Genomic DNA, 21,800 nt, shown 5'->3' with positions numbered 1-21,800 from the left:
TATGGTTCAAGACAAGGGAGAAATCGAAGTCGGAAACTCCGAACAGGTCCGGGATCTGTTCGACCGCATCGCCCCGGTTTATGATCGCATGAACGACTGGCTGAGTCTGGGTTCTCACCGGATCTGGAAACAAATGGCCGTCAAGTGGAGCGGCGCGAGTTCCGGCGATCGGGGTTTGGATCTGTGCTGCGGCAGCGGCGACCTGACGCGACTGTTGGCCCAGGCGATCGGCCGTTCCGGAGAGGCGGTCGGGGTGGACTTTTCCGGCCGACTGCTGGCCGTGGCCCGCGATCGCAAACCCCCCTTCACCATCCCCACAGCCCCCATCACCTGGGTGGAGGCGGACGTCCTCGACCTGCCCTTCCCCGACGACAGCTTCGACTGCGCCACGATGGGTTACGGCCTGCGAAATGTGGCGGACATCCCCCGCAGCCTCGCCGAACTCCGCCGCGTCCTCAAACCCGGCGCCGCCGCGGCCATTTTGGACTTCCACCGCCCCGGACAAACTGGATGGCAGCAGTTCCAACGGTGGTATCTCGATGACGTCGTCGTCCCCGTCGCCCGCTCCTTCGGATTCCGAGACGAGTACGCCTACCTCAACCCCAGCTTGGAAAAATTCCCCACCGGTCCCGAACAGGTCGCGATCGCCCGAAACGCCGGTTTCCCCGAGGCTAAACACTATACCATCGCGGGCGGTATGATGGGAGTATTGGTCGTCACCAAATCCCGTCCGTAGCGCGATCGCCGCGCCGCAGGTCTCTGAGAGAAAATACATGGTCAATTGGTCAGACGTGTCGATTTTGATCGTCCCCCCAGTGTTGGGGGGTATCATCGGCTACTTCACCAACGACCTGGCGATCAAAATGCTGTTCCGCCCCTACAAAGCGGTCAAAATCGCGGGACGGCGACTCCCCTTCACCCCGGGTCTCATCCCCCGCAACCAAGAACGTCTGGCGCAGCGGGTGTCCGACACGATCCTGCAGTCCCTCCTCACCCCGGAAGAACTGCAAAACATCGCCCGCCGCCTGTTGAAAACCGAACGCATCGAAGCGACCATCCTCTGGTTGCTGCAACTCGCCCTGGCCCAGGTCAAAGCTGATACGGAACAAAAAACCGCCAAAATTCTAGCCGGCATCCTGCGGGACTTTCTGGGGGAGTCCCTGCCTCGGGTGTTGCGGGTGCTGGCCCGCCGGGAAGATTTTTTGGAACCCCAACTCAACCAAATCTTCGATCGCGTCATGTTGGAGTTTCAACTCGGCGACCGACAGGCGCGACAACTCTCGGACTGGCTCTTAGATCGGGTGATTCCCCCGGAAGTGCTGCGGCAGGCCTTGATCGACTTCCTCACCGACCGCAACATTTCCATCATCGACGAAGGATTTCGGGAGCAAACCACGGGCACCTATTGGGTGGTCGCCAACCTGTTCGGCCTGCGGAGTACCCTCACCCGCCTGCGGACCTTTTGCCTGGACGAGAAGGAAGAAACCAACCGGCGTCTGGCGCAATTGTTGACCTCCCTCGGCGCCCGGGAACGCTTGCAAGAATGGTTGCAAAATCTGTCCGGAGCCAATTTGCCCCTCTCGACGGTGCGGGAGTTGCGGAAAACCATGCGGGATACGGTGCGGGACTACCTCCAGACCCAGGGCATCGACCTGATCCAGGGGTTGACCCAATCTATCGACTGGGAAAGGGTGTCGGCGTTGATTTTGAAGCGTCTCCAGAATTCCCCGGTCCTCAGCGATTCCCTGGGAATGGTCAGCCGGGAGTTGGCGTTGGTGTTGGAACGCTATCTGGAGAAGGATCTGGAGAATCTCGTCGCCAAGGCGATTCCGATTGTCAACTTAGATCGGGTGATTGTCGAACGGATAATGAGTACCTCCCCGCAACAGTTGGAGGTGGCGGTGAACGGGATCGTCAAAAGCGAGTTGCAGGCGATCGTCAATTTGGGCGGCTTCCTCGGCGTCATCGTCGGGTCGCTGCAGACGGTGATTTTGCTGCTGCGCTGAGAATTGAGAATTGAGAATTGATAATTGATAACTGATAACTGATAACTGATAAATTCCCGATTCCCGACTCCCGATTCCCGACTCCCGACGTCATACAATAGCTAAATCTACCCAGCTTAAATTGCATTACAGTTATGTCCGATCCCAAACGCGATCGCCGCAATCCCAAAAATCTCGACCCCGAAATTTACAAGCGCCTCCGGGCCGAAGCCAAGGCGCCTTACCGGGGTTTACGAAAATTTATATACATTTCTTTCGGGGCTTCGGGCTTCATCGGGGCCGTCGTGTTCCTCTCCAAACTGATCGCCGGCCGGGATGTCGCCTCCGCCCTCCCCAATTTTGCCCTCCAGGTGGGCATCGTGGCCCTGATGATCTGGCTGTTTCGCCTGGAGTCGCGATCGCCCCCGTCCGATTAACATAACTTCACATCGCTAGACAAACCTAAACATCTCGCAAAGAAACGAAAATAAAGAAAATATTACGAAACATCGGGTGATGTCATGATCCCTGCAACAATACAGTACAAGGATCAATTGGGGTCAGCCAAATAAAGACCCTAACGATAAATGCCCATTTACCTTCAATTGGGGTCAGCCGAATAAAGACCCTAACCATAATCAAACCCACCCCACTGCCAGCTCCCCGATCTCGGAGAGCTGGTTAGTGGCATTGATTCGGATCGGGTCTGGGCTTCGGTCAGGCAACGGTCAAGCAACGGTCAAGCCGAGGAAGAACACAGATAGGATTTGACTCCCCTGCCTCCTCCGCCTCCCCTGGCTCCCCACTCCCCAACTACGGGACGCTCACCAGGTACGGGGAGGCGATCGCTTCCGCCTCCCCCGCGTTGACCAGGGCTTGGTAGACGAAGGCCGCGACTTCGGCCCGGGTCGCGAGGCGGTTGGGGTTCAACCGATCCGGGTCAGGATAGTTCACCACCAGATTTTGGGCGGTCGCCCCCGCCACGGCGGGCCCGGCCCAATTGGGAATCTCGCCGGCATCTTGGTAGAGGGACAAAACGTCCACATTGTCCGAGCGGTAGCCGAGGCCCTGGGCCAGACCGACGATCCCCTGAATGCGGGTGATGGGTTCGCCGGGGCGAAACTGGCCGTCGGGGTATCCGGACAGGAACCCGGCCCGGTAGGCGGTTTGAATCGCTTCGTATCCCCAAAAGTCGCCGGAAACGTCGGCGAATTCCCCCGGCGGTTGCTGGGGGGCGGGGGAAAAGGCGTTGCGGACGATCGCGGCAAATTGGACGCGGGTCACGGGTTCGTCCGGGCGGAAGGAACCGTCCTCAAATCCGGACATGATGCCCCGGGCGACCAGCGCTTCGATGTAAGATTGCGCCCAATGTCCCCGCAGGTCGGAAATGGCGCCGAGTTCGATGCCCACGTCCGGGGGTTCGACTGCCGCCGCCACGAATTCCACCGGGCCGGAAATGCGAGATTCGTCGATTTCGTTGCCGATCGCCGAAATGGTGTACCCTCGGGTGGCGTTGTAGAGGTCGTAGCGATCGTTGTTGCGGATCACGTTGCCCCCGGGATCGTCCGGTGTCCCCAGGTCAGGTTGGGCCTGGGCGATCGCGACGATGCCATCCCGGCTGTTGTTTTCGATCAGGTTATTTCGCAATATCGGCTGCGCGGCGTGGGACACCACCACCCCGTCCCGGTTTTCCACGATCCGGTTTTTGACGATTTGGGGCGAGGCTTCGTCATTGACGGAAATGCCGAAGCCGGTATTTTGGAACAAGTTGCCTTGAATCACCCCCCGGCCCGATCGCGCCACGGAGATCCCGTTGCCCGCATTTTGGGAAAAAAGATTGTCGAGAATTTGGGGGTCTCCCTCGGCGCTGATAAAAATGCCGTCCCGCTGGCTGTTGACGAAGGTGGAATTGGTGATGGTGGGGTGGGAATTTTCCACCCACAGCGCCGTCCCCCGGGTGTTGGGGTTGGTGAGGGTGACGCCGACAATTTGGCTGTCGCCGAGGGTGCGGATGCCGACATTTTGGCGGGCGAAGGTGGGGCTGACGTAATTGCCCCCGCCGACGATCGCCACGGTCTGGCCGTTGGTGGCCGCGTCCCCCCGGAGCGTCACCCCCGGCTTGAGGGTGATGGGGAAGGCTTCCCCCGTCTCCTGGCTGTAGGTGCCCGGTGCCAACTGGATCACGGTGCCGGGGGTCGCCTTTTGTAGGGCGTAGGTGATGCTGCGAAACGGACCCGCTTCGGAGCCCGTGGAACCGGCGCTGTCGATGCCCCGGGCGGGATCGACGTGGAGGATTTGGGCCGCGGCGGGTTGTTGGGAAATTCGGGTGGGGGGAAGGGTTGCGGGTGTCCCATCTCCTCCGTTTTCTGCGACTCGTCCCGCCGCGATCGCCGATGCGGTCGGGAGAAGGGGGGCGATCGGCCCGAGGGCGAGGGGCGCGATCAGGAGGCCGATGCCCAGCCGCCGCCATGTTGGAAATCGAAACGGGGATGGGCTCAATTGATGACTCAGAAAAACCCGATGTGTGAGAAAATGCCGATCTGTCATGGAGGTTGTTGGTCGTGGATGTTGGGATGCAAGCACTCGGAGGTGGCCGGGGATCGGAAATGGGGCGGGGAGGATATCCCGCCACCCGTGAGAATTTTAGCCGATCCGGGGCGATCGCTCAACGGTCTGGAGATCCAGATCCCCGATGATACGGAGGTTTGAAAGGGTTGTCAGGGTGCCCTCGCCGCTCCGAGAAAAATTTTGGAACCTTTCCCCCACGGCTTGCGTCTTCCTAAAAAAGCCGGAGATCTGTCCGCGCGATCGATGATCCAATTTCCAAAATTGCCCAATTGGTACGCCGAGACGGATCTTTTGAACGGCCAGTTCCAGCCCGAGGGGAAATTGGCCCCCTCCGAAATGGAGAGTTTGTAACGCTTGATATATCAAGTGTTGGGGGAGTGTTGAGTTGAAAGTGTTCGAGCTATTGCCAGGGTTCGGCACGATCTGTTAAGCTAATGATGATTTTTTGATTCATCTTGAATTTTGGAGGAATTCTCTAGAAGCATTAGCGATCGGTAATGCCAGCCAAAACCCTAGGTCTAAGTTTCACAAACTCTCCGGATCTTAACCTCAATTGATGAGGCACAAATAGTTCGGGGTGTTGCCCATATTGTTTCGGATAAATAAAGTGAGAATTGGCTTGTAGATCGATAAAGTTCAGCACAATTTAGCCAAAATCACTCACAAACCTACCACATATCCAGACTCCTATTGTAGAATCCCAATTGTCGAAAATTGTTCAATTGTCCAATACTCGTGAGGAGCACTCATGTCAAATATAGCCGATATTAATCCACAGGTAGCCGACGTTGTCATCGGCCCAGGTGTGAATGGAGCCGTTACGATCCGACCCCTCGCGTCCGGTCAAAGTATAAGAATTCAGCCCGGTGTTAATGCAGCGCTCAACCCCGATGGAACTCCTGCGGAATCAAGCGCAGGTGCTTCCATAGTCGTCGGTAGCTCAGATGCAGATACCATCGTTGCGGGTGATAACCCCAGTATGATCATCTACGGCGATGACATAACAGGCGGGGGGAACGACTCCCTCGTTGGCGGTACGGGTGACAACGAGATCTACGGCAACCAAGGTAACGATACCATCTATGGCTTAGACGGTAACGATCTACTCTACGGCGGTCAGGGCAACGACCTCCTGTACGGCGGAGATGGAGCCGATCTGATGGGGGGCGACAAGGGTAACGACACCTTAGCTGGTGGTGCCGGCAATGATATCATGCGCGGTAACGAAGGCGATGATGTCCTTCAAGGCGGCGAAGGAGACGACATTCTCTACGGGGAACAAGACAACGACCTTCTCCAAGGTGGCGACGGCAACGACATCATGTATGGCGGTCAAGGCAGCGACAGCGTCCAAGGCGGAGCCGGTAACGACTTCATCGCCGGGGACAAAGGCAGCGACGTCATGACCGGTGGCGCTGGGTCTGATACCTTTGCCTTCACTTCCACCCCCGATGGCGATATCGTTACCGACTTCGTGGCCGGTGAAGATTCCATTGCCCTCAGCATCGCCGCCGGGTATAACACGAGGAATTTTACAGTCATCACTGGGGCACCGACTGGCTCTGGATTGGAATACAACGAAACCACTGGCCAACTGTACTTCGACGGGGATCTCGTGGCTACCTTCGCGGGAAATCCGACTATCGATGGCGGCGATTTCGAGCTGTTCTAGAGTTTAACGGATCGCGATCGGAATTTTATTCAAGTGATTTTCAGTTGGGAGCCACAATGATCAGCTCCCCAAAACTCATCGAACATTATTTGAAATGTAGGGTTAGTGATAACCCTGCATTTTTTTTATGCTGATTGTAAACACACGATCGCTCATTGCTATGAGATCAGATGCGGTTATCCCCTCCTAAACCTCCCCAATCATCTGAATATGATTTGAGCGACAAGAAAAGGGAATTGATTCCCAAGCGGTTTGGATATCCAACCCGTTTTGTTCCGAGCATTCAACTGGATTTGATATAACACGCCGGACGGGTGAGAATGATCGATGTTCTGTCCGGATGAGTGGCTTTGTGGCTGGAGTAAAGAAGTAGTTTGTGCAGTAATCTGGTGTCGGACGACTGCACAATTGCGAACCATCAGATTTGAGACAGGGTGAGAAGATCCAGCTAACCATTAGAGTCTGTTGCGATATCCCTTCACCTACCCCCCATTTCAAGAGTGGGAATCAATGTCATTAAGGTGCCGATCGCCCGATCAATCATGAGTTGCTCTTTGTATTAGGAAAGTCCTCCACCATGTCACAAATTATTGAAACCCCTCAAATCGAAGAGCTCTCCGACGGAAGTTTGATCTTCCGGGGAGCCACGGAACAGCCGAATATCTTTGCCGGCGGACCGGGCAATGACAATCTCACCGGCGGGAACAATAACGACGAATTCGCCGGGGGCTTGGGAAATGATACCACCGCGGGCGGCGAGGGTGACGACTTTCTTCAAGGCAACCAAGGCGAAGATCTCATCGATGGCGGACCCGGCCAAGACACCGCCCACGGCGGCCAGGACAACGACACCGTTGACGGCGGAGACGGCGATGATGAAGTCTTCGGAGACAAAGGCGACGATATCGTCAGTGGCGGTTCCGGCCAAGATGAAGTTTACGGCGGCGAAGGGAACGATGCCGTTTACGGCGGAGACGATGATGACTTCGTTCAGGGGAACCAGGGCGAGGATTTCGTCGATGGCGGTTCCGGAGACGATCGCGTTTATGGGGGTCAGGGTAATGATATCGTCCTGGGGGGGGAAGGAAATGATCAGGTTTTCGGCGATAAGGGAGATGACAGCGTTAGTGGTGGCGGTGGGAATGACCTGATTCTGGCCGGTCGGGGAGATGATACGGCAGATGGTGGCTCCGGTAACGATACGATTTACGGAGGCCAGGAGAACGATACCGTTTTGGGGGGTGAAGGAGATGATATTCTCCACGGCGATAAAGGAAGTGATGTTCTGACGGGAGGAATTGGAGCCGACACATTCGCCTTCTCTTATTTTGGGGAAGAAAACGCCGATACCCTCACCGACTTCGACCCCGACGAAGATACCATCCAACTGTCAGATTCGATCTTCGGTGCGTTGGGTGGCAGTTTAGATTCCGGAGAATTTGCTTCGGTCGGGAACTTTATTCCCGGTCAGACCCCGACTCAGGGAGCCAACTTGATCTACGACCCGAACAGCGGTCAGTTTTACTATATCGATGAATCGGGAAGTATTTCTCGAATCGCCCAGTTGGGAACGGGTCTGAATTTAAGTGATGATGATTTTGAAATTATTTAATTGGTTTTAATTCAAACCTGACCCGGGGAACCGGATCGCATTGATTCAAACTATTCTGGCAGACATGATATAGCAGTGTGAAGTCATCATGAAACATATCTAGCCCCCAAACCCCCAATTCTGGGGGCTTTGACCGGATCGAATTTTCGCGAATCATTTCACACTGCTATATAGCAATGATCGAAGAGCGTGGTTACAGTTGGGTAAAGAGGACTGACCTCGAAACCCCGATTCTTGGAAATTTCCAAATCGACGAATTGGGAAATATTTCCCGATTCGCCCAGTTGGGAACGAATTTGAATTTAAGTGACGATGACTTTGAAATCATCTGGCTTCAAGTTGAGATGGCAGATTGGCTCGTTCACCTTTATTCATCCCCCTCGCCCCCCCCTTTGTAAGGGGGGAGAATTGGGGGGGGAGAATTCATTCAAAGTCCCCCTTTCCAAGCAGGGCTGTTTCATTCTCGGTTAAAAATTGTCGAGGGTATTGATGTCAAGTTACCCGGAGTCCAAAGTCAAATTTCCAGTAGCCGACAGGTGGGCGGCGATGGGTTCGATCTGCGAGAAAAATGGGCAATTTGAAGAGGCGGTATCCCTGTACCGACAGGCACTTTCTAGGGCATCCGATCGCCCGGAACTTCGGTATCATTTGGGGTGGCTGTACTATAAGCTCGGCAACTTGACAGAAGCGATTGCTCAATATCGGCGCGCGATCGCACAGAATTCAAACCTTCCCAAGATACATTACAATTTGGGGGTTGCGCTCCAAGATTGTGGCGAAATTGACGCAGCGATGCGGAGTTATCGAAAGGCGATCGAGGTTGATCCGCTCGATGTCGATGCTCACAATAATTTAGGGGGATTGCTAGTCCGAGAACAACGATTAGAGGAAGCGGTAAAAATTTTGGAAATTGCCATTTCTAAATTTCCGGGAGAAGCGGTTCTCTATCTCAACCTTGGGCAAGCGTTTTTGGAGCGACAAGAAGCCCAAAAAGCGGTCTTCACATGGCGACGTGCGATCGGCATTGAACCCGAGAATATGGCGGGTTATTATCACCTGGGTCGGGCCTGGCAGCACCTGGGAAAACATCGGCTGGCGGCGGAATGTTTTGAACGGGTTTTGCAACTTAAACCGGATTTCCAACTCGCCCGCTATCATCGCAGTTATAGCCTGATAGAAATGGGTCGGTTGCGGGAGGCGATCGCCGGCCTTAAAGCGGCGATCGCGACGGACAATCCGTGGGTCGAACATTATTGCAACCGGGCGAAAATGTTGACCGGAAAAGATGAGTTGGAACGGTCTAAACAAGCTTGTGCAGATTTCCTTACTGCGCTAAAAAGTCGAGAAAAACTGACAAAAACTTTAGAGTTTTTTGCCAAAATTCACCTTTATATGGGTGATGTAATGGTGGAATATGGGGAACCCAAGAAAGGTGAGTCGCACTATCACAAAGCGCTCTTGGTTCATCCCGATTCGAGTACAATTTATCTCCGTTTGGGATACTGTCTCAGCCAACAGGGAAGAGACAATGCGGCTCGCTTTGTTTATCAAATTGCCGGGATAAAATATCGAGAATTTGTCAGATCTTCCGAGGCAAAAATTGAACCGGCAACCGGCCGAATCGAGGCTCCAAAAAGTTCCTCCACCCCCCCCTGCGACGGTTTGAACTGCCGTCCCTGTCTGGAGGGAATTCTAAAATCCTTCGAGCCCCGCCACCTCGGAGCGCAAATTTATCGATTAAATCCCCGTGCAAAACCCATTCAAACGTCGCCGAAATGCGAAGCAAAAGTCTTCAAAAATGGGCGGATTTGGGTCGTCCCCCAAAAGAACGATTGGATGGTTTGCAACGCGATCGCGGTGTGGGATGGGGGCAATCGCTTCGTCCCCGAATTGTCGCGTAATTATCCGGGTCAATTACCCAACTGTCAAAATTCTAACCCCCACAAAAATTTGAGAATTGAGGAACTTCCGCAGCCGGAGTTCGTCGCGGGGACGGTGGCTGTTTTGTCGGGGTTGTCGGGGAACGTCTACTTTCACTGGATGGTTGATATTTTGCCTCGATTTGACATCCTCCGTCGCCGGGGGTATACTGTGCGAAGTATCGACCGATTTTTGATCAACAGTTATCAAGCTCCCTTTCAAAAGGAAACCCTTTTGAAATTGGGAATTCCTTTGGAAAAAATCATCGAAAGCGATCGCCATCCCCACATCCGGGCGGAACGGCTGCTCGTTCCCTCCTTTCCCGATGCGTTGGGGTGGCCGTCGCCGCAGGCTTTAGCTTTTCATCGCCGTCAATTTTTATCGACGAGTTGCCGGGGTAATTTTCAGTTTCCCACCCGAATTTATATCAGCCGAAATCAGTCGAGTTATCGCCAAGTTGTCAATGAAAATGAAGCGATCGCCTGTCTGAAAAAATACGGGTTCGTTCCGGTCGCCTTGGAAGCTTTGAGCGTCGAACGACAGGCTTTCTTATTTGCCAACGCCGAAGCGATCGTCGCCCCCCACGGCAGCGGGCTGACGAACCTGATGTTTTGCCGTCCGGGGACGACGGTTATCGAACTGGTATCGCCCCACTACATCCGCCATTATTACTGGGTCATCAGTCAGCAATTGGGCTTGCATCACTATTACATCAAGGGCGAGGCTTTTGACTGCTATCCCATCCGACAACTGATGTATCCCAATCCATTGATGGAAGATGTTCTGATTTCCATAAAATCTCTTGAAAAAATGATGAATATTGCCGGTATCCAAAAAAATACAATGGTGTCTTTCACACAGTTACCGACCAATCGCCCTGCCCCAGCTACGGGCACGAGTCGCAGTCCGTCCCGGGATGGGAACGAGTCAACTGCGACGATTGAAACGGGAAGTGATCGCCCCATCCCAACCTTCGATCCTCCCAGCCATTCGCCCCCGAAAAACGTCGCTCCTCCGGCGGGTGGCTTGTTGGTTTCGAGCGAAGATTTGGAGGTCTATTTCCGAGGGGCAGAAACCCTGTATCATCAGGGACAATACGAGCAGGTAGTCCAAGCCTGTCAGCGGGCGATCGCGATCCGCCAGGATGCCCGAACTTACAAGTTGTTGGGCAACGCCCGACAGGCTCAGGGACAAGTTGAAGAGGCGAAACGGTGGTATGCCAAAGCCATCCAATTGCAGCCCGATTTCGCCGACGTTTTCAGCAATTTGGGAACCATTTACGCCCACCAAAAACAGTGGCAAGAGGCGATCGCCTGCTACCAAAAAGCGATCGCCCTACAGCCGAAATTGGGCGCCGCCTACCGCAACCTCGCCCGGGCTTGGACGCAGTTGGGACAAATGGAAGAAGCGACGGAATGTTGGTATCACGCCTATTCTTTGGACGGGGAACAGGTGTCTGCAGACGATCACCTCGATCTGGCGACCAATTTGATGGAAATGGGGCTGGTGACGCGGGCGATTTCCTCCTACTGCCGTGCGATCGAATCCGACCCCAATTCAGACGAGGCTTATCACCATTTGGGTGAGGCGATGAAACGCCAGCAATACTCGGGTCGGGACGCTTCTGACTATCAAGAAAATCTGACGTTACGGGCGATCGGGGCGGTGCGTAATCGACCTTCAAAACCGAGAATGCGATCGGCTAATCGGCATCATTTAAAAACATCAAAATCGCAAAATAATCGAGGATTTTTCGGAATATTTAACCGCATTTTTTCTGGTTTTGGAGGGGATTCAGACTTAAAATCAGCAGCTCCAGAAGTTCCCATTCAACAGACGTCTGCAACTGTTCCGCCTCCCCAACCTCAGCCCGAGGACAGGTATCAACAACTATCTGATATTTGGATCGGAGAAGAAGCGGAAAATACTGCCGTCACCCTTCAAATTTCCGAACAATTGGGAGTTGAAGATTATTTGCAACGGGCGGAATTGGCTGCTAAATTGGGAAATCTGCCCGAGGCGGCGGCGGACTGTCGGCGAGCCTTGGAGTTGCAGCCTGACATAGCCGAAGCCTATAAAATTCTGGGGCAAATTGAACAGGCTCAGGTGCATCGCGCAGTCGCCCAAAGTTATTACGAAAAGGCGATAGCTTTGGGGCTAGAAGATGGGGAAGTTTATCTTAATTTGGGCAGTTTGTACGCCTATCAAAAGCAGTGGCATCAGTCAATTCAATTCTATCATAAGGCGTTGGATTTTCACCCCAAATCCGCACTGATTTATTGGAATTTGGCGAAAGTGTGGCGGCAGTTGAACCGAGAAGAGGAGGTGGCGGGTTGTCTGTACGAAGCCTATTCCCTGGAACCGGATAAAGTGAAAGCCACCGAACATTTTGTCTTGGGAAATGCTTTGTTAAAACAGGGACAGATTACCCAGGCGATCGCCTGTTACCATCGGGCGATCGAGCGGGATGAAAACTTGAATCAAGCCCGTCAAAAACTGGCAGAAGCGGAACGGCGGCAAAAGGGAAATCTGGTTTTATATCCCGTGAATTTAGAACGGAATGGAAAGGGAAATCAACCCATCCGCAGCGAGGATATGTTGGCGACTGCACCCCTCAAAGCGAATGAAACCGATCGCGTCAAAACTTATATCGATCAGGCGGAATCTCATTTAAAACAGAAAGAATTTGATCGCGCGGTCGCAGCCTGTGAGGAAGCCGTTGCGATCGCTCCAAATGAGGCTCAAATTTACAAGATTTGGGGCAATGCGTTGCAAGGTTCGGGCGATGCGGTGGCGGCGCGGGAGAAGTACGAACGGGCGATCGAGTTGAACCCGGATTTTGCCGAAGTTCATGTCAATTTGGGCAGTCTCTACGGCCGCGAGGGGCGCTGGGATGTGGCGATCAAACATTACCAGCGGGCGATCGAACTGAAGCCGAATTTGGCTTCGGCACACCGCAATTTGGCGCGAATTTGGAAGCGCTTGGGCAAGGTGGAAGCCTGGGCGGAATGCTGGAACCGGGCGCGGGAATTGGAACCGGGCGGGGGTTCGGTGGCGGAGGATATCGCCCTGGGAAATGCTTGGGCGAAATCGGGTAATTTGGAAGCGGCGATCGGCTGTTACGGTCGTGCGATTCAAGCCGATCCGTCCCGAACTGAAATCTATGATAATCTGGGGGAAATGCTGCTGTCAAGGGGTCGCTGGCAGGATGCGATCGCGGTTTATCAAAAAGGAATTGAAAACCATCCGGGTCAGCCGGAGTTTTACGGTAAGTTAGGTCAGGCATTGGCTGAACTGCAACGGTGGGACGACGCACTTTTGGTCTACCGCAAGGCGGTGAAGCTGAATCCCGATTTGGCTTGGGTTCATCACGATCTGGCGGATCTGGTATTCGAGCAAGGCCAAACCGAGGAGGCTATTTCCCACTATCAAAAAGTGGTGGAATTGGAACCCGAGAATTGGGAAGCTCACCACAGTTTGGGAGATGCCTACCAGCAGCGGGAGATGCTCGATGAGGCCGTCAAAGCCTACGAGCGGGCGAGTGCCTTGGCGGAAAAGCACCGCCAACAGGAGAGTCGGCCAGCTTGAAAAATAATCGCCAAGTCTCCGGATAGTTATCCGCGCGATCGTATAGAAGAGTAAGTCGGCTCAGAGATTCAATTTTATCCATCCCTTAAGATTGATTAGGAACGGTTAAACAATGGCTTCAGGACGTTCGACAAATCAGGTGATTCCACTTTTCCCAGAGGGCTATTTGCAAGCGTTGAATGCGGGCAAAGAACTGGCCGAACAAGAGAAATGGGAGCAGGCGATCGCCTGTTATCGGGATGCGATCGAATTGAATCCGAATGGGGCTGATGTTTACCACTGTTTGGGGGATGCGGCGGTCAAATTGAGCCGGGTTCAGGAAGCGATCGCGGCTTACCAAAAAGCGGTGGAGTTGAAGCCGGATTGGGGGGAAGTTTATCAAAAGTTGGCGCAGCTTTTGCGGGATAAAAATTATCGGTGTGAGGAGATTTCATCCCCCCGTCGTCGGCTTCGTAAAACGGCGATCGACCCGGCTTTACCCCACTATAATTTGGGATCGGCTCTGGCGAAACAGGAGGATTTTGCGGGGGCGGTTGAGGCTTACAAAAAGGCGATCGCGGTTAACCCGAATTTGGCGAGGGCTCACCACGGTTTGGGGGAGGCGTTGAGCCGCCTGGAACGCTGGGAGGAGGCGGCGGAGGCTTACCGGAGTGCGATCGGTTTGGAACCGGATTTTTCTTGGTCCCACAACAGTTTGGGTGACGCACTTTCCCGGCTGGAGAGGTGGGAGGAGGCGGTGGAAGCTTACCGGAGTGCGATCGGTTTGAACCCGGATTTTGTGTGGTCTCACTACAATTTGGGGGATGCGTTATCCAAGTTGGAGAAGTGGGAGGAGGCGATCGAGGCATATCAAGATACAATTAGTTTAAAAGGAGATCTTGCTTTATCCCATCATAATTTGGGAGATGCGCTTTCAAAATTGGAGAAGTGGGAAGAGGCGGTTGAAGCGTATCAACGTGCAATCGAAATTGACACGAAACATCATGATGAGTTATATCAAAAAATTGGAGAATCCCTCGCAATAATTGATCGGACAAGCGAGGCGATTCATTTTTATAAAAAATCAATAGACATCAATCCGAACTCATTATGGGTTTACGTGAAACTAGCCGATGCTTTTACGATACTTGGGGAATGGTCAGAGGCAATAAAATACTACAAAAAAGCGATCGATATTGAACCTGATATTCACGCTGCAATCTACAATAGATTGGCTGATGCACTACAGGCAGAAAAGACGACTGACACGGCGATCAAACCAGAGATTATTGTCGCTCCATCGGTAGAAAAATACCCCGAACAATGGCCTTATATTGCTCACAAAAATTTTCAGTGGCCGATAACTTTACCCGACGGCAGTCCGTGGCCAAAAATATCTATCGTTACACCTTCTTACAATCAAGGAAAATTTATTGAAGAAACCATTCTTTCTGTCGCAAATCAAAACTATCCGAACATCGAATATATATTAATCGATGGGGGTTCGACGGATGAAACGATGAGTGTAGTCGATCGCTATCGAGAACATTTTAGTTACGTCGTCAGTGAACCCGATAACGGGCAAAGTAATGCTCTCAATAAAGGATTAAATCGCGCCACCGGAGACATATTAACATGGATAAATAGCGACGATCGCCTCGCCCCCGGTGCTCTTTACGCAATGGCTTTGGCATTTCACACCAGTAAAGCAGATATCGTCGCTGGGATCTGTCAAATATTTGAAAATGATAGACAAGTTGGCGAACATATCACATCTTGCCCCAACGGTGTCTTACCCTTAAAAGACATCTTAGATATCGAAAACAGTTGGCTGAGTGGAAAATTTTTCTATCAGCCAGAGGTTATGTTTAGTCGGAAAATATGGGAAAAATCTGGTAGTTCGATCAACGAGTCTTTGTATTATAGTATGGATTATGAGTTGTGGGCGAGATTTGCTGCCTGCGGAGCTCATATTCATGTTATCGGTACTCCGATCGCTCAATATCGGATGCACCCCGAACAGAAAACTAGCACTACTGACAAATATACTCCCGAACTGACTAAAGCGCGAGACGCCCTGCGAGTGCAATTAAATTGTCCTGCGCCACAGGCAAAAGCCATTGAACCCAAGCGAAATAGTCTAAGAGTGGTATTTTTTAATGATATTGGCTTCTTGGGAGGAGCGGGCATCGCTCACAAGCGTATAGCTCAAGCATTTACTTTGGCGGGACATCAAGTAATTCCCATTGCAGCTAGAGCGGAATGGTCTTTTGCTCCAGCAGACATATCAGTAACGGATGTCTATAACTTAATTGCCAGCGTAGAACCCGATTTAGTAGTCGTGGGAAACGTTCATAATATCAAGCAAAACATTGAAATTTTGGAGATGTTAACCTCCAAATTTTCAACTATTTTTGTCATGCACGATCGCTGGTTGCTAACGGGTCGATGTGCTTACAATGGTAGTTGCGAAAAATACATGACTTCATGCGATCGGGGTTGTCCGACTCAACAAGAATATCCCAGTTTACTCGGCGACGAAATAGCTGATGCTTTCGATAAAAAACATCGGATTTTAAAAGAATCTGATAATTTGATCGTAGTGGGCAATAGTAACTCTACAATTAACTGGGCTCGCTATGCCATTCTCAACCATTTATCTCGCCAGCAATTTCTAAGTTTAGACGGTCGATTTCACGGCATTTATTACGGTCTAGATTTAAACGTTTTTTATCCACACGACAAATCTTTGTGTCGTCAAAAGTTAGGCTTGCCGCCGGATAAATTTATTATTATTAGTGGCTGTCAGTCCATGAAAGATCGGCGGAAAGGAACTCAAGATTTGATCGAAGCATTACAGATTGCTGCTTTAGATAATGCGATGCTTGTGGGGTTTGGTTACGGTCTCGATTCTGAAGGTAAATTCGAGCTTTATCAAGCGGGTTTTATTAACGATCCTTCTGTTTTGGCTCTTTATTATAGCGCCGCCGATTTATTTGTCGGACCCAGTTTAGAAGAGGCGTTCGGTCAGACATTTATCGAGGCTGCTGCCTGCGGTACTCCTGCCGTTGGTTATCGAGTTGGAGGGGTACAAGAAGCGATCGCCGATGGAATTTCAGGTCGTTTAGTGGACACGAAAAATCCCGAAGCTTTAGCACAAATGATTACAGAATTGTATTCCGATCGCGATCAATTATCGAGATTAACTGCTACCGCTCCAATTTATGTTGCGAACACTTTTTCTTTGCAAGCCAGCTATTTAAAATTTGTGGCCGCCCTTCAAGAAGTAAACTGGTTGGAAAAATTGCAACTAAATCCTGCCACAAAATTCGGCGTTAAAAAACCAAAAATTGCCGAACCTATTTATATCGATAAAACTGCTAAAAAATCTTTGGTTCGAGATATTTGGCAGGGTCAAGAGCTAGAATTTGCTATTTTGCGAGGTTTCGACCACTTAGAAAAGCCCAACCAAGATATCGGAGTTTTGAGTTCTAGTCGATGGGCAATTTGGCCGGAAAGTCGGTTTGTAATTACGGCTGATAAAGCGAAGCAAGGAAGGCTCACAATTTCCGGTCGAAATGTTTGTGAAGGACAGATTATTGAAGTGTATTTAGAGGACGAATTATTATTAAAAGAGTCGGCATCAAGTACGGACATTAGTCAGCCTAATACTTTTACTACTTTTGTTGACTTGCAGCCCGGTTCTAATTACTTTACATTGAAAACTGAGAAGTATTTGATAGATGGAGCTAACAGAGATTTAGCTTTTTTGATCGAAAGTATTGCCTTTGAAGAAGGTGGAATTTCAAATCATTTTGAAGGCGGTGCAAAAGAAAAAGTAGATCAAGATATTTTCATGGACGGCCGCTTGAATGGTTGGGGTTGGTTTCCTTCGGAGTTTTTTGGCGATAAACCCGTGCGTTGGATGGAAAAAAAGGGAGGAATTATTGCCGAAGTTACCGTCGAAAATGCAGCTAAAATACAAGTTAATGTTTTGGCCGCTGTTGGCTCCGAATTTTTGGCCAACTTGACAGTAAAAATCAACGATCGCTCCATTGAAGGCGAGGTTAAACAACAGTCAGAAGGGTTATGGATTTTTGAAGGAATTATTCCGACTGGTACGATAGTGCTAGGGGAAACTTGTTTGATAATGCTGGAGACATCGGGGGTTCACCGGTTGGGAGAAAATGACCCAAGGCTGGCAAGTTTGCTGGTAGAAAAAGTAATTTTTAAACCTTTTGAGGAGAAAAAAATATTTAAAAAGAAAGAAATTTTGATGGACGAGCAATTGCAGGGTGACGGTTGGTTTTCGGCGGAATTTTATCAAGGAAAGTTTGTTCGGTGGATGAAAAAAAACAGCACGATTATTACTGAAATTTTCGCCATAAAATCTCTTCAAATTAAAATTGAAGGTTTGTTAGCTACGAATCCGGATTTTGTCGAAGGAATGAGGGTTAAAGTAGGCGATGTGGGGATTAAAAATACGACAATTCAACAAAAAAGCGATGGTTCATGGACGTTTGATGGCGAGATTCCTGCTGGAACGATTAATCCGGACGAACCTTGCGTTATTGATATCGAGTCGCCGGGGGTTGAGGAATTATCTCCCAACGATTCAAGGACTGCCAGCCTATTAATTACGCAAATCATCCTGAAAGCTGCGGATTAGGCAAGAATATTCAGAGTATTGGAGCTAAATTAATTAGTTCTTTTTTCTGCGATTCGTAAACAAATTATTGACCAATTAGGTACTAAGTTATGTCGTTCTCATCCAAGTTTGTTGAAAATAATCTCTCCGTCGAAGAACTAAAGCAGAATTTTACAGAAATGGATCGACATTACCCTATTGCCATTTACCAAATGGGTAAAGTAGGATCTGCAACTATACTGCACTCGCTTCAAGAACTGAACTTGCCAAACCCAGTTTTTCACGTTCATCTTTTGTCTGCTCAAAACTTGGAGATTTCAACTGCCAGTTTCATTTCCCGAAATCTACCTTTAACATTGCAATTAAAACACGGTAAAATCTTAAGAGATTATCTAGATAGCAGAGAAAATGCTTCTTTAAAAGTGATAACTGCCGTTCGTGAACCAATTGGTCAGCTAATTTCATCGGTCTTTCAAAACTTAAAAGTTGATTTTACTCAATTTATAGATGCAGATGAGAACTTGAAAGTCAAAGAAATCAAAGATTATATTTACAATTTAATTTGTCAATACGATGTTCGCGATCCTGGAAAAAATTGCAACTGGTTCGACCGAGAGTTTAAACAGGCTCTTGATATTGATGTATATCAATATCAATTTGACCCAAAATTAGCTTATACAGCATTCTCAAAAAACAATCTAGACATTCTAGTTCTTCGATTGGAAAGCAGTCAAAATTGGAGTGAAATTTTAACAAATTTTTTGAATTTAGAAAAACCGCTAAAAATCATCAAAACAAATACCTCTGATGACAAAAACTATGGAGATTCGTATAAAGATATATTGTCAAGCTTAAAGTTTCCAGTTTCCGTTTTAGATCGGATCTATTCGTCTAAATATTGTCAGCACTTTTATACGAAAGAGGAGATCGAACAGTTCGTCAATAAATGGAAGATGAAAACTTGATTTTAAACCCTTACAACGTCAGTTCGATAAGAAAAAAAAGGAGAATTTAAGAATGGTTACTATTACCTCGTCAAACTATTTACCAATTTACCTAGAAAAAGCTGCTAACAGTCCCGCTGGAGGCGGTCTAAATACGCAATCTGCAGCTATATGGGATTTGTTACTAAAACATCAACAGACCAATTTAGGTGTCTCGGGAAACATCGGTGAAATTGGTGTTTGGTATGGCTTTGCAAGTGGACTATCTGCCACTCATTTGCAGGCTGACGAGCAACTTTTTCTGATAGATAAATATCTGAGAAAACAAGAAGTTGCAGACAATATAGCTAAGACCAGTGGCAAAAAAATTGAAGCTATAAACTGGATTCAAGCGGATTCTATTTCTGTAAGAAAAAAGGAAAAACTCAAAGACTATTTTGACTCTTTCCGTTGGTTTCATGTCGATGGCGAACATTCTTACGACGGAGTTATGAGCGATTTAGAACTTGCTTTGCAATGCGTTCATCAAGGAGGCATCATTGTCATTGATGATTTTTTCAACATCAGTAGTGCATCAATTACACAAGCAGTTTTTCACTTTTTAGATCGTTACAAACACTTGGTTTGTATGTTTTGTTGCGGTTATAATAAGGCGTATTTGTCATCTCCTAAATTTTTAAAACATTACAGGGATGCGGTTTACTACAACATCATAGATATCTTGGAAGGCCTTGATGTTAAAGTAATGCTGGCTCAAAATGGATGGAGTACGGAGTTTGATTACATTAGCGTAGTGGCACGAAATCAGAATTATAAGTTACAAAAAATAGGTCAATACTGTAAAGATTTGGAAGCTTTTGGTTGATCAAATTGCAAGCATTTTAGATTTGCAAATTCAGTAAAACTCCTGGATTTTTTTGAAAAAATCCGGGGTTTTTGTCATGAAAGTAAAACCTCCCACCTATCTACCTTCCGCAATATCGAAATACTTTAACAATAAATCCAAAGCCGATCGCTCCCCAAGCTCCTCCCCAGAGGACTCGGCAAATTTCTTAAACCTCTGCACCCAACTGACAGCAGTCTGTTGCGTTTGGTAAGGGGAATAGGAAAGCGATCGCCCCAAATACTCCGCCATCCTTTCTTTCTCCCCAGCCTCATACATCAACCACCCCAACCATACCATAACGTGATAGCGAGCCCGCGACTCCAACTCCCGCATCCATTCGGGTACAAGCGATCGCTCAAAAAAACAATTCACCACTGACTCTATATCTGATGCCATCGCCACCACATTTTCCCAATCCTCCCTTTCGCGATCGCAATGACAAGTCGCTTCCGGCAACCACGCCACTTTACTCCCCCTTAACAATACCATCCGCAATACAACCTCTATATTCGCCGCCACCGGATGCAATCGAGGATCGAATCCGCCAAACATTTCCAAGCGATCGCGCCGAAACATGATCGCACTTTCCCTCAACGGTTGCCACAACTGCCAAAACTTCCAAATATGTATATCTTCTAAATCTGGCAGCAATTTCCAAGGTTCTAACTCGAGCACCGTTTCTCCCTCCCCTCTCTGCCAACCGCTGAGTAATACATCCACAGTTGACGAGCGATCGTCAAAGTAAGAAACTTGCTTATTTAACATCCCCGGTAGCAGACAGCAGTCACCTTTCAAGAAAACAATAAACTCACCTTTTGCAATTTCAATGGCACGATTCTTCGTCACTAATTCGTTTTCTTTTTCGCGAAAAACTTTGCTAATTTTTGGGAAATGAAGTCGATCAATGATGTGTTTTTCTTTTGCCCGATCTGTGGCGATTAAAAGAAACTCTACTTCTATGGATTCTCGACTTAAAATATCGTTGATTTTTTGAACGATCCGCTCATCGAGATCGAAGATTACAACGCTAACTCGTGGTAAACGACTCAAATGAAAGGGTTTTGTTTGATAATTTGAAATTCCAATACTTCCCGATTTTTCAACTTTCCCAATTACTTTATTCCGTTCGGCTTCTTTTCCGAAATAAGCTTCTGTTTTGCTGCCACGAACGTGAGTATAACTGTGGTTTTGATGCAATGCAAAAATTGTTTGACTGCCATCTATAACTGGATAGCTTTTTTCTAATGCTCGATTAACCATCCAATTGTCCCAATATCCTCTACCAATCGCAAATTCCGGCATCTCTGAAAACAGATGTTTGGGAAAAACAAAATAATCTTTCGCTGTCTCTGAAGCCAGAATTCCCCGATCCCAGATCAGCTTTTTCAATTTTTTTTCTAAATTCAAATCTCGAAAGTCAATGGCTGTTTTAAGATCGATATTCCAGCGCCTCCCGATCAATAAAAATTCTGAAAAATTTGTTGCAACCTGTTGCACTGTTGTGGAAAAATCTTGAGTTAAAATTATATCAGAATTGACGTAAGCCAAAATTTTATTACTGGCTATTTTTTTTGTTTTTGCAAAAACATCATCAAGCATAGGAGTTCCCAAATGATTACATTTGATGCTCGATAGATGAATGATATTAAATTCGTCAGCAATTCTTTTTGTGCCATTTTCATCACCCAGTAAAATTATTTCCGGCTTAGGTTTTAGCAAACTCCAGCTTAAAATCGCATTTCTTTGAATGATGCCAATGTCACCATGAAATGACTTTGGCACTGCAAAAATTGTGATATTAGAAGTTGATTTTATTTGTGTTGTGATATAAACTTTTGAAGACATTTTTCTGAAAATCTGTGGAATTGAGATGATAACGCAAAATCCGACCGATCGCCCCTCCCCCCTAACCCATGCTAACCTAGAAACCACACGACACTGAGAATCCGTTCGACCCGACCCCATGAGCAACACCCTTTACGAACAGGATTTCTATAG

Annotated in this window: 13 protein-coding genes; 11 read left to right on the top strand and 2 right to left on the bottom strand. The window is 49.0% G+C overall.

The genetic code is table 11. The annotated features are described in order from the left end of the window. The first annotated feature begins 1 nt into the window (after position 1). From ubiE to LKE08_RS26280, 3 genes are all read left to right on the top strand, one after another. On the top strand, positions 2-736 hold the full coding sequence (gene ubiE, locus LKE08_RS26290) for a bifunctional demethylmenaquinone methyltransferase/2-methoxy-6-polyprenyl-1,4-benzoquinol methylase UbiE (RefSeq protein WP_324707254.1): 735 nt from the start codon (positions 2-4) through the stop codon (positions 734-736). A 37-nt stretch (positions 737-773) separates the two neighbouring features. Next, positions 774-2,006 (top strand): DUF445 family protein, encoded by a 1,233-nt coding sequence (locus LKE08_RS26285; protein WP_324707253.1) that lies wholly within the window; start codon positions 774-776, stop codon positions 2,004-2,006. Positions 2,007-2,140: 134 nt separating this feature from the next. Next, positions 2,141-2,422, top strand: a complete 282-nt coding sequence (locus LKE08_RS26280) for a DUF3493 domain-containing protein (protein ID WP_324707252.1) — start codon at positions 2,141-2,143, stop codon at positions 2,420-2,422. A gap of 376 nt (positions 2,423-2,798) precedes the next feature. On the opposite strand, the gene LKE08_RS26275 is transcribed toward LKE08_RS26280, so the two are convergent. Continuing rightward, positions 2,799-4,484 carry a DUF1565 domain-containing protein gene (locus LKE08_RS26275; protein WP_324707251.1) on the bottom strand — a complete coding sequence of 562 codons (1,686 nt, stop codon included), beginning with the start codon at positions 4,482-4,484 and terminating at the stop codon, positions 2,799-2,801. Between the two features lie 3 nt (positions 4,485-4,487). Here LKE08_RS26275 and LKE08_RS26270 point away from each other — a divergent pair, with 3 nt between their 5' ends. The 8 genes from LKE08_RS26270 to LKE08_RS26235 all read left to right on the top strand — a co-directional run bounded on the left by LKE08_RS26270 (position 4,488) and on the right by LKE08_RS26235 (position 19,781). After that, the gene (locus LKE08_RS26270; RefSeq protein WP_324707250.1) at positions 4,488-4,694 is read left to right on the top strand and encodes a hypothetical protein; all 207 of its coding nucleotides are present in this window, start codon (positions 4,488-4,490) and stop codon (positions 4,692-4,694) included. 39 nt (positions 4,695-4,733) lie between these two features. Continuing rightward, on the top strand, positions 4,734-4,904 hold the full coding sequence (locus LKE08_RS26265; RefSeq protein WP_324707249.1) for a hypothetical protein: 171 nt from the start codon (positions 4,734-4,736) through the stop codon (positions 4,902-4,904). Positions 4,905-5,301: 397 nt separating this feature from the next. Next, the gene (locus LKE08_RS26260) at positions 5,302-6,225 is read left to right on the top strand and encodes a calcium-binding protein (RefSeq protein ID WP_324707248.1); all 924 of its coding nucleotides are present in this window, start codon (positions 5,302-5,304) and stop codon (positions 6,223-6,225) included. 577 nt (positions 6,226-6,802) lie between these two features. Next, on the top strand, positions 6,803-7,837 hold the full coding sequence (locus LKE08_RS26255; protein WP_324707247.1) for a calcium-binding protein: 1,035 nt from the start codon (positions 6,803-6,805) through the stop codon (positions 7,835-7,837). 489 nt (positions 7,838-8,326) lie between these two features. Continuing rightward, a complete protein-coding gene (locus LKE08_RS26250; RefSeq protein WP_324707246.1) occupies positions 8,327-13,345 on the top strand; it encodes a tetratricopeptide repeat protein in 5,019 nt (1,672 codons plus the stop codon). A gap of 112 nt (positions 13,346-13,457) precedes the next feature. Further along, positions 13,458-17,993, top strand: a complete 4,536-nt coding sequence (locus LKE08_RS26245; RefSeq protein WP_324707245.1) for a tetratricopeptide repeat protein — start codon at positions 13,458-13,460, stop codon at positions 17,991-17,993. Positions 17,994-18,082: 89 nt separating this feature from the next. Next, the gene (locus LKE08_RS26240; protein WP_324707244.1) at positions 18,083-18,937 is read left to right on the top strand and encodes a putative capsular polysaccharide synthesis family protein; all 855 of its coding nucleotides are present in this window, start codon (positions 18,083-18,085) and stop codon (positions 18,935-18,937) included. 52 nt (positions 18,938-18,989) lie between these two features. Then, on the top strand, positions 18,990-19,781 hold the full coding sequence (locus LKE08_RS26235) for a class I SAM-dependent methyltransferase (protein WP_324707243.1): 792 nt from the start codon (positions 18,990-18,992) through the stop codon (positions 19,779-19,781). Positions 19,782-19,877: 96 nt separating this feature from the next. Here the strand turns inward: LKE08_RS26235 and LKE08_RS26230 are convergent, their stop codons facing one another. Beyond that, positions 19,878-21,647, bottom strand: a complete 1,770-nt coding sequence (locus LKE08_RS26230) for a glycosyltransferase (RefSeq protein WP_324707242.1) — start codon at positions 21,645-21,647, stop codon at positions 19,878-19,880. Positions 21,648-21,800 lie beyond the last annotated feature (153 nt).

This window comes from Lyngbya sp. CCY1209, assembly GCF_035615495.1.
GTDB lineage: Bacteria > Cyanobacteriota > Cyanobacteriia > Cyanobacteriales > Microcoleaceae > Limnospira.
This window is presented reverse-complemented; position numbering and strand designations above follow the sequence as displayed.

Coding starts and splice junctions, on each gene's coding strand:
- ubiE (WP_324707254.1), top strand. CDS start 2: ATGGTTCAAGACAAGGGAGAAATCGAAGTCGGAAACTCCGAACAGGTC.
- LKE08_RS26285 (WP_324707253.1), top strand. CDS start 774: ATGGTCAATTGGTCAGACGTGTCGATTTTGATCGTCCCCCCAGTGTTG.
- LKE08_RS26280 (WP_324707252.1), top strand. CDS start 2,141: ATGTCCGATCCCAAACGCGATCGCCGCAATCCCAAAAATCTCGACCCC.
- LKE08_RS26270 (WP_324707250.1), top strand. CDS start 4,488: ATGACTCAGAAAAACCCGATGTGTGAGAAAATGCCGATCTGTCATGGA.
- LKE08_RS26260 (WP_324707248.1), top strand. CDS start 5,302: ATGTCAAATATAGCCGATATTAATCCACAGGTAGCCGACGTTGTCATC.
- LKE08_RS26255 (WP_324707247.1), top strand. CDS start 6,803: ATGTCACAAATTATTGAAACCCCTCAAATCGAAGAGCTCTCCGACGGA.
- LKE08_RS26250 (WP_324707246.1), top strand. CDS start 8,327: ATGTCAAGTTACCCGGAGTCCAAAGTCAAATTTCCAGTAGCCGACAGG.
- LKE08_RS26245 (WP_324707245.1), top strand. CDS start 13,458: ATGGCTTCAGGACGTTCGACAAATCAGGTGATTCCACTTTTCCCAGAG.
- LKE08_RS26240 (WP_324707244.1), top strand. CDS start 18,083: ATGTCGTTCTCATCCAAGTTTGTTGAAAATAATCTCTCCGTCGAAGAA.
- LKE08_RS26235 (WP_324707243.1), top strand. CDS start 18,990: ATGGTTACTATTACCTCGTCAAACTATTTACCAATTTACCTAGAAAAA.
- LKE08_RS26230 (WP_324707242.1), bottom strand. CDS start 21,647: ATGTCTTCAAAAGTTTATATCACAACACAAATAAAATCAACTTCTAAT.